The 14455-nt window shown below is 54.7% G+C and carries 15 protein-coding genes; 3 read left to right on the top strand and 12 right to left on the bottom strand.

Annotated features, from left to right (window positions below; all coding sequences use genetic code 11):
* Positions 1 to 20: 20 nt before the first annotated feature.
* Positions 21 to 896, bottom strand: coding sequence for a phospholipase A (gene pldA, locus C1N64_RS03740; RefSeq protein WP_033737373.1), 876 nt, complete (start codon positions 894 to 896; stop codon positions 21 to 23).
* Positions 897 to 1086: 190 nt separating this feature from the next.
* Here pldA and C1N64_RS03735 point away from each other — a divergent pair, with 190 nt between their 5' ends.
* On the top strand, positions 1087 to 1557 hold the full coding sequence (locus C1N64_RS03735) for a thioesterase family protein (protein WP_058708545.1): 471 nt from the start codon (positions 1087 to 1089) through the stop codon (positions 1555 to 1557).
* Positions 1558 to 1610: 53 nt separating this feature from the next.
* Here the strand turns inward: C1N64_RS03735 and C1N64_RS03730 are convergent, their stop codons facing one another.
* Positions 1611 to 2084, bottom strand: coding sequence for a nuclear transport factor 2 family protein (locus C1N64_RS03730; protein WP_006121456.1), 474 nt, complete (start codon positions 2082 to 2084; stop codon positions 1611 to 1613).
* 233 nt (positions 2085 to 2317) lie between these two features.
* Here C1N64_RS03730 and C1N64_RS03725 point away from each other — a divergent pair, with 233 nt between their 5' ends.
* Both C1N64_RS03725 and rarD read left to right on the top strand, forming a co-directional pair.
* Positions 2318 to 2695, top strand: a complete 378-nt coding sequence (locus C1N64_RS03725; RefSeq protein WP_006121455.1) for a winged helix-turn-helix transcriptional regulator — start codon at positions 2318 to 2320, stop codon at positions 2693 to 2695.
* Between the two features lie 119 nt (positions 2696 to 2814).
* The gene (gene rarD / locus C1N64_RS03720) at positions 2815 to 3714 is read left to right on the top strand and encodes an EamA family transporter RarD (RefSeq protein WP_054688544.1); all 900 of its coding nucleotides are present in this window, start codon (positions 2815 to 2817) and stop codon (positions 3712 to 3714) included.
* Here the strand turns inward: rarD and C1N64_RS03715 are convergent.
* The 10 genes from C1N64_RS03715 to C1N64_RS03670 form a co-directional block, all read right to left on the bottom strand.
* Complete coding sequence (locus C1N64_RS03715) at positions 3685 to 4737, bottom strand: AbrB family transcriptional regulator (protein WP_054688546.1); 1053 nt, start codon at positions 4735 to 4737, stop codon at positions 3685 to 3687. The genes rarD and C1N64_RS03715 overlap by 30 nt on opposite strands.
* Positions 4738 to 4834: 97 nt before the next feature.
* A complete protein-coding gene (gene corA / locus C1N64_RS03710; protein WP_006121454.1) occupies positions 4835 to 5788 on the bottom strand; it encodes a magnesium/cobalt transporter CorA in 954 nt (317 codons plus the stop codon).
* 167 nt (positions 5789 to 5955) lie between these two features.
* A complete protein-coding gene (gene ysgD / locus C1N64_RS03705; RefSeq protein ID WP_349887138.1) occupies positions 5956 to 6012 on the bottom strand; it encodes a YsgD/CorL family protein in 57 nt (18 codons plus the stop codon).
* Between the two features lie 67 nt (positions 6013 to 6079).
* The gene (gene uvrD / locus C1N64_RS03700) at positions 6080 to 8242 is read right to left on the bottom strand and encodes a DNA helicase II (RefSeq protein WP_039339236.1); all 2163 of its coding nucleotides are present in this window, start codon (positions 8240 to 8242) and stop codon (positions 6080 to 6082) included.
* 54 nt (positions 8243 to 8296) lie between these two features.
* Entirely contained in the window at positions 8297 to 9013 is a 717-nt protein-coding gene (gene yigB, locus C1N64_RS03695; RefSeq protein WP_033737361.1) for a 5-amino-6-(5-phospho-D-ribitylamino)uracil phosphatase YigB, read from the bottom strand.
* The gene (gene xerC / locus C1N64_RS03690; protein WP_033737359.1) at positions 9010 to 9915 is read right to left on the bottom strand and encodes a tyrosine recombinase XerC; all 906 of its coding nucleotides are present in this window, start codon (positions 9913 to 9915) and stop codon (positions 9010 to 9012) included. Before xerC ends, yigB begins: the two co-directional genes overlap by 4 nt.
* Positions 9912 to 10616: a DUF484 domain-containing protein gene (locus C1N64_RS03685; RefSeq protein WP_006121450.1), complete on the bottom strand. Its 705-nt coding sequence runs from the start codon at positions 10614 to 10616 to the stop codon at positions 9912 to 9914. Before C1N64_RS03685 ends, xerC begins: the two co-directional genes overlap by 4 nt.
* The gene (dapF, locus tag C1N64_RS03680) at positions 10613 to 11437 is read right to left on the bottom strand and encodes a diaminopimelate epimerase (RefSeq protein WP_205955790.1); all 825 of its coding nucleotides are present in this window, start codon (positions 11435 to 11437) and stop codon (positions 10613 to 10615) included. Before dapF ends, C1N64_RS03685 begins: the two co-directional genes overlap by 4 nt.
* Before the next feature lie 29 nt (positions 11438 to 11466).
* On the bottom strand, positions 11467 to 11676 hold the full coding sequence (locus C1N64_RS03675; RefSeq protein WP_033737356.1) for an LPS translocon maturation chaperone LptM: 210 nt from the start codon (positions 11674 to 11676) through the stop codon (positions 11467 to 11469).
* 135 nt (positions 11677 to 11811) lie between these two features.
* Positions 11812 to 14370, bottom strand: a complete 2559-nt coding sequence (locus tag C1N64_RS03670; RefSeq protein WP_033737355.1) for a class I adenylate cyclase — start codon at positions 14368 to 14370, stop codon at positions 11812 to 11814.
* Positions 14371 to 14455: the final 85 nt, after the last annotated feature.

The raw sequence follows: 14455 nt of genomic DNA, 5'->3' as shown, positions 1-14455 counted from the left end.
GATCCTGACTTGATGGTTAATTAAAATAAATCGTTGAGTGTCACGCCCACACCGACGCGTGTCTGACGATGGTTGTAGTCAATAAGGGATTCGCCATAGCCGCTAAACAGTTGCGTATAGAAACGAACGTGTTGGGTGATCGGATAACTCCAGCCCAGCGTAGCGCCGCCGTAGCCGCTATTCCAGTTATAGTTGCCTTCAACGCTGAAAATACTGTCGCCCATGGCGTAACCTAACTTCGCACGATAATAACCCATGTATTTGGTGATATCGGGGTTGTCGTCATTATTCGCGCTTTCTGAAATACGGAACCAGGGCTTGATCTCGGCCAGGAAGTTACCGTTCTGCGCCATCAGACGAGTATAAACACGGTTCCAGCTGCGTGAGGTCGGATCGCTGCGGCCGTTAGACTGATGATTCACACCGACCTCAACGTCACGCAGTGTCCAGCCGGCAAACGAGTAATCGGTCGCCCAGCCCAGGAAAATCTGTGGCTCATAGTTCGTCTCACGGAAAGGCGACGACTCTTTTTTATTGGATAACTGCCACCATGAGCGCTGAGTATAAGACGCCGCTAATACGGAGTTGTCACCGACGATGCCACGCCACAACGGAAATGCCAGGCTGAGCTGGAATTTCACTTCATCTTTACGTGCGTTTTTTGCCCAGTTGTAAGAGGAAATCGCCTCTTTATTTATGTCGCTGGTATAGGTGTAAAGCAGATAATTATTTTCGTAAGGATAAAGCACAAACGGGTTGTCGTGCTGCTCCAGCAGGTTGGCAATGATGCTGCCTCGCACCTGCGGTGCATCGTGAACATGTTTAATTGTGGCTTCGTCCGCCTGCGCCAAAGCAGGAAGTAACATTGCCGCCAGCAAGGCGCGATGCTTACGCATAGGATTCTCCGGTGAAAACTGCGTATTCATAAAAGCGAATGGGTGTTGTAAAAAGCAGGACATTCTACACACAAAAGTGGGTGAACATCAGCGCTGATTTCCTAAACTGGAAACCCTGTCGAGCGAAGCATAGAATAAACATCTTATTAACATCTACAGTTCAATTACCAGCTGTTCAGGACTAAACACCATGTCATCCGTGCTATTGACTCAGCAGGACGCTCGCCGCCTCGTCGGTGAAATTTTTATTTATCACATGCCGTTTAATCAGGCGCTGGGTCTGGAACTGGATCGCCTGGAAACCGATTACGCAGAAATCAGTTTTGCCAACAAAACCATGCTGGTGGGCAATGCCGCCCAGCACATTCTTCATGGTGGTGTAACAGCAGCGGTACTGGATGTCGCCGCGGGCATGGTGTGCGTGAGCCATGCCTTGACACGTGATGAGCAGATAAGCGAAGACGTGCTGCGCCAGCGACTGTCCCGTATGGGGACGATTGATATGCGGGTGGATTATCTCCGTCCCGGACGGGGCGAGCGCTTTATTGCCAGCAGCCGTTTACTGCGTGCCGGCAATAAAGTCTCTGTGGCGCGGGTGGAATTACATAATGAGCAGGGCCTTTACATTGCCACCGCAACCGCGACCTACCTGACCGGTTAAGCGAATCGACGCGTGGCACCGTTCAGGCCCTGCCACACAGTATCCTGACTGCCTCAGAACATCGTATTGGTATTCGCTGAGGTCGCCGGTACGGCCTGAATCACATCCCAGTGCTCGACAATTTTGCCGTTTTTCACGCGGAAAATATCCGTAACAGCCTGACCACGATCGTGTTCACCATTGGTCGAGTGAACATGCAGCCATACCAGATCACCGTCGGTTGCACTGCGAACGATGCGCGCTTTTGACTGTGGGTTTTTGCTGAAAAAATCGCTGAAAAAGTTAACCAGCGGTGCCTTGCCATTCGGCACCCCGGGATTGTGCTGGCGGTAATCGTCCGCCACGACCCGGGCCGCTTCTGTCACCTTGTGCTGATTGAAAAATTGATTATAAAAGTTGATCACCAGCGCACGATTGGCCTCTTCCACGTTAAGATCGCGGCCTTCTTTCGGTTGCACGGCGTACCCAGCGCTCGCTGTCAGGATACCTGCCGTCAGCAGCAGGGTTTTCAGAAAGGTTGCCATCATTTTTCTCCTTGCTCATTCGTTACAGCGCTAACCGCTCCGCGCCAGAGGATCACTTTATACAGGGTGCCGGGCATGGCCCGGACGCGCCATCGGGTTTTGATATCACACCAGGTCACAAAAATAGACTGTTGTCGCTGCGGATGGTACATTCGCGCAAAATGGATAACAAGACGTCACTTTGTGCTGACTCAGTCACATGAAAGTGACTATTACAACGTGCAGGAACCCTTTCCATGTCTGTGTCATCCCCTAACACATTCAGTTATGAACAGCCTTGCCCCATTCGGGATGTACTTGACCGGATTGGCGATAAATGGAGTTTGCTGATTCTTGAGGCGCTGGCCGAGCGCACGCTGCGCTTCAATGAGCTGCACCGCCATATTGGCGATGTCGCTCGTCAGGTGCTGTCACGAACGCTGAAACGGCTGGAGGTGGACGGCTATATCCTGCGGACTCTTTATCCGGAAGTGCCGCCACGGGTTGAGTACAGTCTGACAGAGTTAGGTCGTTCTTTTCTTAAACCGATGCAGCAACTGATTGCGTGGGCGGATGACAATCATCAGGCCATTTGTCTTTCCCGCCAGCGTGCCCGTGAGCAGGACAAAGCCTGACCCTGCCTGTTGCCAGATCGGGCTACAGACATGACGGGGACTGCGGTAACATTGCGGCCCTCTGTCACGCCGCTTTCTCTCAGTGACTTTTGGTACAGAACGAACTTTCAGGATGATTTATGGATACCCAGCAAACCCGTCAGGGAATAGGTTTTGCGCTTGGCGCTTATTTCATATGGGGCATTGCACCTGCCTACTTCAAATTAGTTAAAGCCGTCCCTGCGACTGAAATCATGACGCACCGGGTAATCTGGTCAGCCTTGTTTATGCTGCTGTTGATTACGCTTAGCCGCAGCTGGGGGCAGGTCAGAAGCGTCGTGCGCCAACCCAAAAAGGTCTTGCTACTGGCGCTGACCGCCGTCACGGTGGGCGGTAACTGGCTGCTGTTTATCTGGGCGGTGAATAACCAGCATATGCTAGAAGCCAGTCTGGGCTATTTTATTAACCCTTTGATTAACGTTGTGTTTGGTATGGTTTTCCTGCGCGAACGTTTTCGTCGTCTGCAGTGGCTGGCTGTGGCGCTCGCTACCGCTGGCGTCCTTTTGCAGCTGTGGCAGTTTGGTTCGGTGCCGGTGATTGCATTAGGCCTGGCCTTCAGCTTTGCGTTTTACGGCCTCATGAGGAAGAAAATTCAGGTCGATGCCCAGAGCGGTATGCTGATTGAAACGCTGTGGCTGTTTCCGCTGGCCGCGCTGTATTTATTTGGTTTTGCAGACAGCAGTACCAGCCATCTTACCGCCAATCCCGCCAGCCTGAATCTGTTGCTGATCGCCGCAGGTATTGTGACCACCATTCCGCTGATGTTCTTTGCCGCAGCCTGTGCCAGGCTGCGCCTGTCGACGGTTGGCTTCTTTCAGTATCTTGGCCCAACGCTGATGTTCTTACTGGCGGTGCTGTTTTATGGCGAGACCATCACGCCGGATAAAATGCTGACGTTTGGCTTTATCTGGCTGGCATTGCTGGTCTTCATTCTGGATGCCGTCGTGTTTTCAGCGCGGGGCCGACTGCGCAAAGCGTGAAAGAAAACGCGCCATTGCCGGGCCGGTCAGGAGAATGGTGAATAACCGCAGGGTTTGCATCGCCATCACAAACGCCATATCCACTCCGCTTCCGGCCGCAATGATCGCCACGGTGTCCAGGCCACCTGGACTGGTGGCGAGATAGGCGGTCATCAGGTCAATATGGAGTACGCGCGTCAACATCCACGCCAGTCCGCCACACAGCAGCATCAGGCCGAAAATGGACAGCAGCATTTGCGGCAGGGTACTCAGCGCCAGTTTGAAAATGGGTCGGGTGAAGCGCAGCCCCACGCTCCAGCCGATCAGCGCGTACGCCAGGGCAAGCAGCCATTCAGGCATCTGAAGCACGGCTGTTCCGGTAGCGTGCAGCGTAGCGCCAATCAGCGCAGGCACCAGCAACGCGCCGGACGGAATGCGTAACCAGGGGCCCAGCCAGGCGCTGCCGATCACCAGGCAAATCGTCAGCAGAAAACCGCTGTTCAGTGCAGGAAACCACACCAGTGATCCCGCATGAGCGCCATCGCCCAGGCCGATGCGAGCCACCATTGCTGCCGCGCCCGCCACAAACAGAACGCGCAGATACTGCATAAAGGCGACCAGACGCACATCCGCGCCGAATTCTCCCGCCATCGCCACCATGGCAGAAGCACCACCAGGTGACGATCCCCACGCGCCGGTCGGGCCGGGAAGCTGACTAAACCGAACCAGCAAAAAGCCCGACACACCGCTGGCCGCCAGAGTCAGCAGCAGTACCGCTACCACGACGGGCCAGTCCTGTAACAGCGGCGTTAAAATGGACGGTGACAGGCTCTGTGCAATCATACAGCCCAGTACCGCCTGCGACAGCAGGAACAGCCGCTTGTGGATGCGCAATGTGGCACCGGATAACCCCATCATCACGCCCACAATCATCGGGCCCAGTAACAGGGCGGCCGGAACATGAAAATACTGGAAGAGTGCGCCAAGTAATACCGATGCGACCAACAACAGTAACCACTGCACGCGCAATGAAAGAGAGGCCATAAAAGTTAATTTTTTGTGAAAATGGAGCGGGTAGATTACGCAGAATTGTGCCAGCAGGCCAGCGAAATGGGCCGGTTGGACCGGCCCTGACAGACGATTACAGCCAGTTCTTGCGTTTGAAATAAAGATAAGGCGCCAGACCGGCAAGCATCATCAGACAAATCGCACCGGGATAGCCAAAGCTCCATTTCAGTTCAGGCATAAACTCAAAGTTCATGCCGTAGCTGGAGGCCACCAGCGTTGGCGGCAGGAAAACCACGGAAACCACCGAGAAGATCTTGATGATGCGGTTCTGCTCGATATTAATAAAGCCCATCGCCGCCTGCATCAGGAAGTTGACCTTCTGGAACAGGGACTCATTGTGAGGCAGCAGCGATTCGATATCCCGCAGGATTTCGCGCGCCTGCTCCAGTTGATTGCCTGGCAAACGGGCTTTTCGTACCAGGAAGTTAAGCGCTCGCTGCGTATCCATCAGACACAGGCGCACTTTCCAGCCGATATCTTCCAGCTCAGCTAACCGCGACAGCGCCTGATCGTACTCCTCGCCCTGCTGACCTTCCATAATCACGCGGCTAAGCTTTTCCAGCGCGCTATAGATGTTTTCAATCTCATCCGCCAGCTGTTCAATTTTGGTCTCAAACAGGTCGAGTAGCAGCTCGTAAGCGTTACCGTCAATCAGCGTCTGGTTGCGGGCTCGCATGCGGTAAAGACGAAAGGCAGGAAGCTCCCGCTCGCGCAGTGTATATAAGCGTCCTTCGCGAATCGTAAAGGCGACCGTCGAGTTGCCGGCATGATCTTCGGCATCTTCAAAAAAGAAAAAGGAGTGGATGTGCAGGCCATCTTCATCTTCGAAGAAACGCGCTGAGGCTTCGATATCTTCCAGCTCAGGGCGCGTGGCCAGGCTCTGCCCCAGCTCGGACTGAACACGGTCGCGCTCGCCTTCCTCAGGCTCGACCAGGTCAACCCACACTGACGTGGTCAGTTTATCGCTTTCTTCTTCCAGTTCCAGACGCGTCAGGCGACTGTTATCAAGTTTAAATGCGCTCAGCATAGCAAGACTCCCCATTGCAGACTTTATGGGACAACGCTGTAAGGCGGTCGGAACAGATAACCGCGAACCTGAACACGGAGAAACGATAAATCAGTGCTGACTCGTGCGACGGATCAAAAAGGGAGGTCGCTGATAACCGCTAAGGCTACCAGCGTAATGAGATAGCCTTAGATGTTATTCCTGAAAACCAGGTTAATGAGCCAGCATCGACTGGGCGTGTCCAAGGCATTGTCCTCTCATGATAATAGTGCGCGCATGTTACGCTGAGACGAAAAAGTCGTCAACCAGCGGCTAGACGGTTTCCAGTTTGGCGTAGGCAGCTACCAGCCACTTGATCCCCTGCCCCTGAAATGCCACCTGAAGGCGGCTGTGTTCCCCGCTACCTTCCAGATTCACGATGGTGCCTTCACCAAACTTCGCGTGACGAACGCGCTGTCCCAGAGAGAACCCTGTGTCGCTTTTGCTGATCGGTGTGCCCATGCGCTGATGGCTGACCGGCCGCGTAACGCTGGCGCGTAACCGGACTTCTTCAATACAGTCTTCGGGCAGCTCACCAATGAATCGCGAGGGGCGATGGTAAACTTCTTTTCCGTACAGACGGCGGGTTTCCGCGTACGTCAGCGTCAGTTTCATCATGGCACGTGTGACGCCAACGTAAGCCAGGCGGCGCTCTTCTTCCAGCCGTCCACCTTCGTCCAGCGCCATCTGGCTGGGGAACATGCCTTCTTCCATGCCGACGATAAATACCTGACTGAACTCCAGCCCTTTCGCAGAGTGCAGCGTCATCAGTTGTACCGCATCCTGCCATTTGTCCGCCTGCCCTTCGCCGGCTTCCAGCGCGGCATGCGACAGGAAGGCCTGAAGCGGCATCAGGTCTTCATCTTCATCCTGATAACTAAACTGGCGCGTGGCTGTCACCAGCTCCTCAAGGTTTTCGATACGCGCCTGGCCCTTTTCACCCTTTTCCTGCTCGTACATCAGCCACAGACCGGAATCCTTGATGACCCGATCGGTCTGCACGTGCAGTGGCATTTCGGCGGTTTCGCTTGCCAGTGAATCCACCAGCTCACAGAAACGTTGCAGGGCAGAGGCGGCACGGCCGGCGAGCGCGCGTGACTGAAGGAGTTCACGCGTTGCCTGCCATAAGGTGATCTGCTGTTCGCGGGCCGTCTGACGCACCACATCCAGCGTACGATCGCCCACGCCACGTGTGGGCGTATTGACCACGCGCTCGAAAGCCGCATCGTCGTTGCGGTTGGCTATCAGACGCAGATAGGCCAGCGCATCTTTAATTTCCTGGCGCTCGAAGAAGCGCATGCCGCCGTAAATCCGGTAGGGCATACTGGCCTGCAGCAGGGCTTCTTCCAGCACGCGCGACTGGGCGTTACTGCGGTAAAGAATCGCGCAATCGGCCAGCGCATTGCCATTTTCCATCCAGGCTTTAATGCGATTGACGACAAAGCGCGACTCATCCAGCTCGTTGAAGGCGCAGTAAACCGAGACCGGCTCGCCATCGCTGCCATCGGTCCACAGCTCTTTGCCGAGTCGGCCATTATTATTGGCAATCAGGGCGTTAGCGGCTTTCAGAATCGTGTTGGTGGAGCGGTAATTCTGCTCAAGACGAATGGTATCGGCACCGGGAAAATCCGTCAGGAAGCGCTGAATATTTTCAACCTGCGCCCCGCGCCAGCCATAGATGGACTGATCGTCATCACCGACGATAATGACTTTGCTGCTGTCGCCCGCCAGCATACGAATCCAGGCATACTGAATGTTGTTCGTATCCTGAAATTCATCCACCAAAATATTGCTGAAACGCTCACGGTAGTGATTCAGGATAGGGGGCTTGTTTAACCACAGTTCATGGGCCCGCAGCAGCAACTCGGCAAAATCGACCAGCCCGGCACGATCGCAGGCTTCCTGATAGGCCTGATAAATGCGCAGCCAGGTCTGTTCTACCGGGTTGCCATAGCTTTCAATGTGCTTCGGCCGTAAACCTTCATCTTTCTTGCCGTTGATGTACCACATGCCCTGACGCGCAGGCCACTGCTTCTCATCCAGATTCATCGCCTTAATCAGGCGTTTGAGCAGGCGCAGTTGATCTTCACTGTCGAGGATTTGGAAGTCCTGCGGCAGCCCCGCGTCGAGATGATGCGCACGGAGCAGACGGTGCGCAAGGCCGTGAAACGTGCCAATCCACATACCGCCCTGACTGGTGCCGATCAGGTGCTCAATACGGTGACGCATTTCTGCCGCCGCCTTGTTGGTAAAGGTCACCGCCATAATGGAATAAGGTGAACAGTTTTCAACGGACAGCAGCCAGGCGATGCGGTGCACCAGAACGCGTGTTTTTCCACTGCCCGCGCCCGCCAGCACCAGCAGGTTGCTGCGCGGTGCCGCAACGGCAGCACGCTGTTTGTCATTCAACCCGTCGAGCAGTTCAGAAACGTCCATAAGCACCAATAAGTCAGAGAATGCGAAGCATAAGACTGGATAAATTCACAGCCATTATAGCAGCGAGGTCAGTGATGCCAACTGTGAAATTTCAACGTGGGGCAGAAGACGGGCATCGTCAATGTGCATCAGATTCCCCTCACGCAGGTTAATCCAGCAGGCTTGCATGCCATAACGTAACGCGCCTGCCACATCCGTAGTGAGATCGTCACCGACGTGAAGAATACTGCCCGGGGCGATATTCAGGCGTTGCGCGGCAAGGTGATACATATCCTGCCACGGCTTCGCGCGCCCGTCTGGGCCAGCACGCAGTGAAAACTGGAAGTAGGCTGACAGGCCGAGCTTTTCAGGCTGCGCGTTACCATTCGTAATAGCTACCAGCGGGACTTTTTTCGCCAGCGCTTTCAACGTGTCATGGGTTTCCGCCGGCATCGCCACCTGGCTGCGCCAGTGATGGAACACCTCCATGATCTGGGCGGCGCCCGCTGTCGCGTCTGCTGCCGTTAAGCCCGCGTCAGTCATAAGCAGCTCTATCGTACGACGGCGCCATTCTGTCACATCGTGATAAATGTCAGGTTCACGAAGTCGCAGTTGATTGCGCAGCGTCGCCACATCATCCGGCGTCACGTCACGCAGTGCAGGATGAAAAGCCTGCAGAGCGGCATGCGATGCTTCTGTGGTTTTACGTATGACCGGATAGTTGTCATACAGCGTGTCGTCTAAATCAAAGGTGATCGCTTTGATGGCACGCAGCGGGCGATAGAACTTCATTCACTCTTTCCTCGTTTGGCGCGGGGATGCGCAGCATCATACACCGAAGCCAGGTGCTGGAAATCAAGGTGGGTATAAATTTGCGTCGTCGACAGGTTGGCATGACCAAGGAGTTCCTGCACCGCGCGCAGATCGCCACTGGATTCCAGCAGATGGGTTGCAAAGGAGTGACGCAGCTTGTGCGGATGAATATGGCTGTTCACGCCCTGTTTAATGCCCCATTCGGCAAAACGTTTTTGAACATTACGGGCAGAGATGCGCTTGCCCCGGCTGGAGAGAAACAGCGCATCGTCGTCGGCGTTAAAGGCGAGACGGTGCGGCAGCCATTGCTGTATCCAGTTGACCGCCGTGCGTCCAATCGGTACGCGCCGCTCTTTATTGCCTTTTCCTGATACCCAGACTTCTCCCGCCTCAAGATCAACATGTCGGCAGTCCATATTGACCAGTTCGGACAGGCGAAGCCCTCCGCCGTACATCACTTCCAGCATGGTACGATCGCGTATTGCCAGCGGATCGTTAAGATCGATTTCCAGCAGTTGATTAACTTCATCGACGTCGATATTTTTGGGCAGATGGCGGCCATTACGCGGTGTGGCAATGCCTTTCGCCGGGTTGGCGGGCAGCATGTCCTGGCTCACCTGCCAGTCAAGAAAACTGCGTAGCGCCGAAAGCCGTAGCGCCAGACTGCTGGCGGCCAGGCCTGCCCGACGGCTGCGGGCAGCCATACTGCGTACCATGGCGGGATCGAGTTGCGACCATGCGCCGACCTTCATTTCATCGGCGATGCTCACCAACGCCTCTAGCTGGCGCGCATAGCTGCTCAGCGTTAACGGGCTGAGCTGGCGCTCAACCTTCAGGTAGCGCAGAAATCCGTCAACGGCCTCCTGCAGCACGCTGCTCATGCGCGCTCCACCCAACGTTCCAGTAATTCCGGCATCATCTGCGAAAGATGCTGTAGCAGTAAGGTTCCCATGCCCGACTGATAATGCAGGCTGTCGCGACTGCTGAACATGATGATGCCGAGTTCACCCTGTTCGCCCATCAGTGACATGGCCACCGAGCCGATGGCTTTCGCCTGGGGCAGCAGTAGCAGCAGTTCGGGGCCATTAATACTGCCGAGATAGTGCTGTTCATTACCGAAGCGCTGAATGCGCAGCGGTTCAAAGGCCTGGCGCGCCAGGCCAAGCTGCACAAAATCAGAGGGCGCACCCAGCCGCCACTTATCGTTAAACAGGCGGATATTGGCCCCGGCCAGGCCCAGCTCACGCGCCCAGCGATGCAAGCGGTTCAGCATATCCTGCAGTGAACTCGCGGCGGCAAGATGGCTTTGCAGTGCAAGCAGGCGGGCAAAAAGCTGCTGGTTCGCCGTGGCCTGCTCCATCAGCAAGGTGATTTCTTCTTCCAGCCGTTGAATATGGTTGCGCTGGCGCGCCATGTGCCATTCCACCAGCGAAACGCTGCCGCGAACCGGATGCGGTACGGCCATCTGTTCGACCTGGCGCGCATTACGCATAAAGAAATCAGGATGCTGTCGCAGATAATCACTGACGGCCTCATCGTCCAGCAGAGGTGTGTTTTCCACCTGCTCTTCGACATTTTTCATAAGTGAATAAACCCATCGTAGACATGTGTGGCCGGGCCGGTCATAAACAGCGGCTGTCCGGCACCTTTCCAGGCGATGTGTAACGTACCGCCTGGCAAATCAACGCGCACTTTCTGGCTCAGAATCCCCTGCTGAATGCCACAGGCCACCGCCGCACAGGCACCGCTGCCGCACGCCTGCGTTTCGCCCGCACCACGTTCGTAAACACGCAGCCGGATATGTTCAGGGTTGATGATTTCCATAAAGCCAACGTTGACGCGCTCAGGAAAACGCTCGTGGCTTTCCAGTATCGGTCCCAGCAGCTCGACCTGTGCGGTTTTGGTGCTTTCGACCTGAATCACGCAATGGGGATTTCCCATGGAGACGGCACCAAACATGACCGTCTGCTCCGCCACGCGAAGCAGGTACAGGTTTTCAGCCTTGTTAGCGCGGAAAGGCACCTGCTGGGGCTCAAAATTGGGCTCCCCCATATTCACGCGGACCAGATCGTCGGGCGTAACGCTGAGCACCATTCTGCCCGCCTGGGTGCTGACGCGAATGTCGCTTTTATTGGTCAGGCCTTTCAGCTGGACAAAGCGGGCAAAACAGCGCGCCCCGTTACCGCATTGCGCCACCTCGCTTCCGTCCGCATTGAAAATACGGTAGTGGAAGTCAAGATCGGGATCATAAGGCGGTTCGACGATCAGTAGCTGATCAAAACCCACCCCTAAATGGCGATCGGCCAGCCGGCGGATCAGTTCCGGCGAGAAAAAGACGTTTTGCGTCACAGCATCCACAACCATGAAATCGTTGCCGAGACCGTGCATTTTGGAGAACTGCATTTTTTGCTCCGCCGGATACGCCATAAGAATTATTTCATTTGTGAGCTTGAATCACCGGTCACCAGACCGCCCACATCCGCTTTAGAGGCCTCGGCTTTCTGCTTTTGCGTGGGCGCTGACGTGGGCGCGGCTTGTTTTGGCGTTTCCTGCGGTGGGAAGTAGAGCGGTCCTTTCAATCCACAGCCTGCAAGGCTTGTTAATGCCAGTGTCATTGCTAACAGGCTTATCGCTTTCTTCATTCTTTATGCTCTTCATGTCCTGTGTCCTGGATGCTTATCATCGCAGTTGAAGTTGGAAAAGCAACAGGAAATCCCAGCAATTCACGCAAGCCTTGTGGCAGGCCCTGGCAGAGCGCCACAAGCCTCCGGCAGAACTCAGTGCATCTGATAGCGTGGTTGATAGTCGTTGTTGTCGTTATCGGGCTGTGAGGCGCACAGCGCCGTTAATGTCTGATTCCTGAAGGGAATCACCTGATAACGGTCACCCACATTCACGATTTGGTAAAACTGCGGCAGGTTGAAATTGATAAAGCTAGAGCCGTAGGTAAAACGATCGTGTGACGACGAGTAAAAACGGCTGACATCCCGCACCAGCTCTTCTTTGCTGCCTTCACAGTGGTGATAGACCTCAACGCGGTTACTTTCATCCAGGATATAGATATTGAAACCGCGATCGTCAGTGGTGTCTTCAAAGAAGAACTGAATGATCCCTTCGCTGGCGTAGCCATTGACCACCGGCGGCAAAGGCGTCTGATTGGACTCAACCTTGATCGACAAACCGTGCAGCTTGTTATTGGATATGGCGCCATAGAACTCAACGGCGTTTTCCAGTTTCTGCACCGAAACCCCCATGCGTTCAAAGAACAGTCCCCAGGTCTGGCCGGCCATGCGTAATGCCTTGAACCGGCCCGGCTCCTGACGCGTACTGGAAAGGCGCAGTTCAATACATTCAGACACCAGTTGCTGCACACGGGTACGAATCAAGCCGCGCAAATGCTGGCTATAGCAGAACACCTCCACCGTATCTGGCGGTGAGGCATCCTGATGCATTTTACCCAGGATGGTCTTCAGCCCTTCTATCATCGCCTGTTCGCCACTAAAGTGCAGCGTACGCACTTCATTCCATGAGTTACGGTACAGCAGGTCAATGCTGCCAATTAAACATTGCTGCTGCTGGCCAAAGCTGAAGACATCGAGCTTACGGAAATCAAAATGCACTACCTGGTTACGGAACGCCGAGGTCGGATCGTGCTCAAGGTTAACGATGATCGCCAGGTGACGAATTTCGCAGGGGCTGTAGAGCGCTTTGGGCGTGGGTGCAGGCAGGCGCAGCGGGAAATGGCTGGAGACATCATCAACCAGCTCCTGCAGGCGCGCCAGATCACACAACTCGTTGCCTTTGATATGCAGACGGGTTTTGCTGGTCAGCAGACCATTGAACCATGCCCAGGCCACCAGCTTATTGAGATAGCGGTTATATTCCAGCGGCTGGTGACTGATGATCGAGCTCATATCCGGCGCCTGATTATACAGATACCAGCCTGGACGATTGGCTCGGCCCGCCGGCACATGAATAAAGGTCAGGTTGGATTCGGACAGGTCGGGGGAAATCTGCGGATTAACCAGCGTCACCTTGCCCGGCAAAGCCTCAAAGGCAGCGTACAATTTACGGGTCAGCACGCCGATATCCTGCGGGCTGGCACTGACGCTTAAATTGTTGCGGCGGGCAAAGCGGATAAGATTGCGATAGCTTTGCATCATGGCATCGAGCAACTCATTATGCGCTTCGCGGACGCGTTCGATTTTCCATTCGGCACGGTTGTCCAGAATAGCGAGCTTTTCGTCGTCCCAACCCCAGGATTTCACCAGCTGCGACAGAATTTCACGACGCCAGCCGCTACGTTGCTGATGGTCATCCGTACTGAGTTTTTCGCATACTTTCAGATAGAAGCAGCGGCGTACTAAATCGAGCCGCGGCTGATCGTCGATACTGGTGAGATAATGCGTAACGCGCTCCAGCATCATGCAGTAAGGATCCAGACCGAAACAGACGATCTCGCCATCGTGCAGTCGCTGTTTGATGTCCATCGCCAGCAGTTTAGTGTCCGGGTATTCCCAGCTGTAGGCTTCAAGCAGCAGCGTTTTCAGGACTGCTTTGTAAGGTGAGTCGATACTTTTATACAACTGCCACAGGCTGGCACCAAAATACTCTTCCGCTGACAGGGTACTGAGGCCGCCTAAATCAAGCCACTCGTTGGGCGTGAGCACGCCTTTCGCGTAGAGCGACATCACATAGTCATCATAGTGATGCTCTTCTTCGCCCGGCACCATATTCCACAGGATACGTTTACCTGCCATGCGCACGGCTGTGCGGTAGAACTCGTCCAGCAGCAGTATATGCTGAGTGGAACCGCAGTCCTCACCGCCAAGATTCCCGCTTTCGTTATGACGGAAGCGGTTTTCATCGATCAGGAAGAAGCTGACTTCGATGCCCATGGAGGCGCACCATTTTTGCAACAGCGCACATTTGCGCTGCAGATTGAGGCGCTCTTCATTATCCAGCCAGGATTGATGGCACACCCAGATATCCAGATCGGACACGCTGTTTTGTCCAACAGAGGAGGTACTGCCCATCGAGTAAATACCGGTAATGGGCAGTTCGCCTTTTGGCGCGTCAACCAGGGTAAGTTCTTGCTCGCCTGTTAACTCGGCCAGTAGCTGCAGTTGATTTTCATCAGGCGTGAAGACGTTGATGCCATGTGGAACGTTACCTTTGAGGTAACCCGGCATCAGCGGATGTTGATAATGTAATAAGATCGGCAGCAGACTGTAGACTCGCTGAAAAGCGGGTCCCATTGCAGCCAGCGCGCGATCTACGCGCAGCTGGTTAATTGCATCCAGTCTCTGTTTCAGTGTCTCAATATAGAGGTACAAGACGTTTCGCCTGGTTGTCCTGGAGTTAAGCACCCTGCTTCCGCTCTCTGCCACTTATTATAAAGATGTCGTGCAGATTATTGCT

Source organism: Pantoea sp. SGAir0215 (genome assembly GCF_043543215.1).
This window is presented reverse-complemented; position numbering and strand designations above follow the sequence as displayed.

Excerpts from the sequence above, each read along its gene's own strand:
- C1N64_RS03715 (WP_054688546.1), bottom strand. The coding sequence starts at position 4,737 with ATGGCCTCTCTTTCATTGCGCGTGCAGTGGTTACTGTTGTTGGTCGCA.
- pldA (WP_033737373.1), bottom strand. The coding sequence starts at position 896 with ATGCGTAAGCATCGCGCCTTGCTGGCGGCAATGTTACTTCCTGCTTTG.
- uvrD (WP_039339236.1), bottom strand. The coding sequence starts at position 8,242 with ATGGACGTTTCTGAACTGCTCGACGGGTTGAATGACAAACAGCGTGCT.
- C1N64_RS03725 (WP_006121455.1), top strand. The coding sequence starts at position 2,318 with ATGTCTGTGTCATCCCCTAACACATTCAGTTATGAACAGCCTTGCCCC.
- corA (WP_006121454.1), bottom strand. The coding sequence starts at position 5,788 with ATGCTGAGCGCATTTAAACTTGATAACAGTCGCCTGACGCGTCTGGAA.
- C1N64_RS03685 (WP_006121450.1), bottom strand. The coding sequence starts at position 10,616 with ATGAAAAATGTCGAAGAGCAGGTGGAAAACACACCTCTGCTGGACGAT.
- C1N64_RS03735 (WP_058708545.1), top strand. The coding sequence starts at position 1,087 with ATGTCATCCGTGCTATTGACTCAGCAGGACGCTCGCCGCCTCGTCGGT.
- rarD (WP_054688544.1), top strand. The coding sequence starts at position 2,815 with ATGGATACCCAGCAAACCCGTCAGGGAATAGGTTTTGCGCTTGGCGCT.
- yigB (WP_033737361.1), bottom strand. The coding sequence starts at position 9,013 with ATGAAGTTCTATCGCCCGCTGCGTGCCATCAAAGCGATCACCTTTGAT.
- C1N64_RS03675 (WP_033737356.1), bottom strand. The coding sequence starts at position 11,676 with ATGAAGAAAGCGATAAGCCTGTTAGCAATGACACTGGCATTAACAAGC.
- dapF (WP_205955790.1), bottom strand. The coding sequence starts at position 11,437 with ATGCAGTTCTCCAAAATGCACGGTCTCGGCAACGATTTCATGGTTGTG.
- C1N64_RS03730 (WP_006121456.1), bottom strand. The coding sequence starts at position 2,084 with ATGATGGCAACCTTTCTGAAAACCCTGCTGCTGACGGCAGGTATCCTG.
- xerC (WP_033737359.1), bottom strand. The coding sequence starts at position 9,915 with ATGAGCAGCGTGCTGCAGGAGGCCGTTGACGGATTTCTGCGCTACCTG.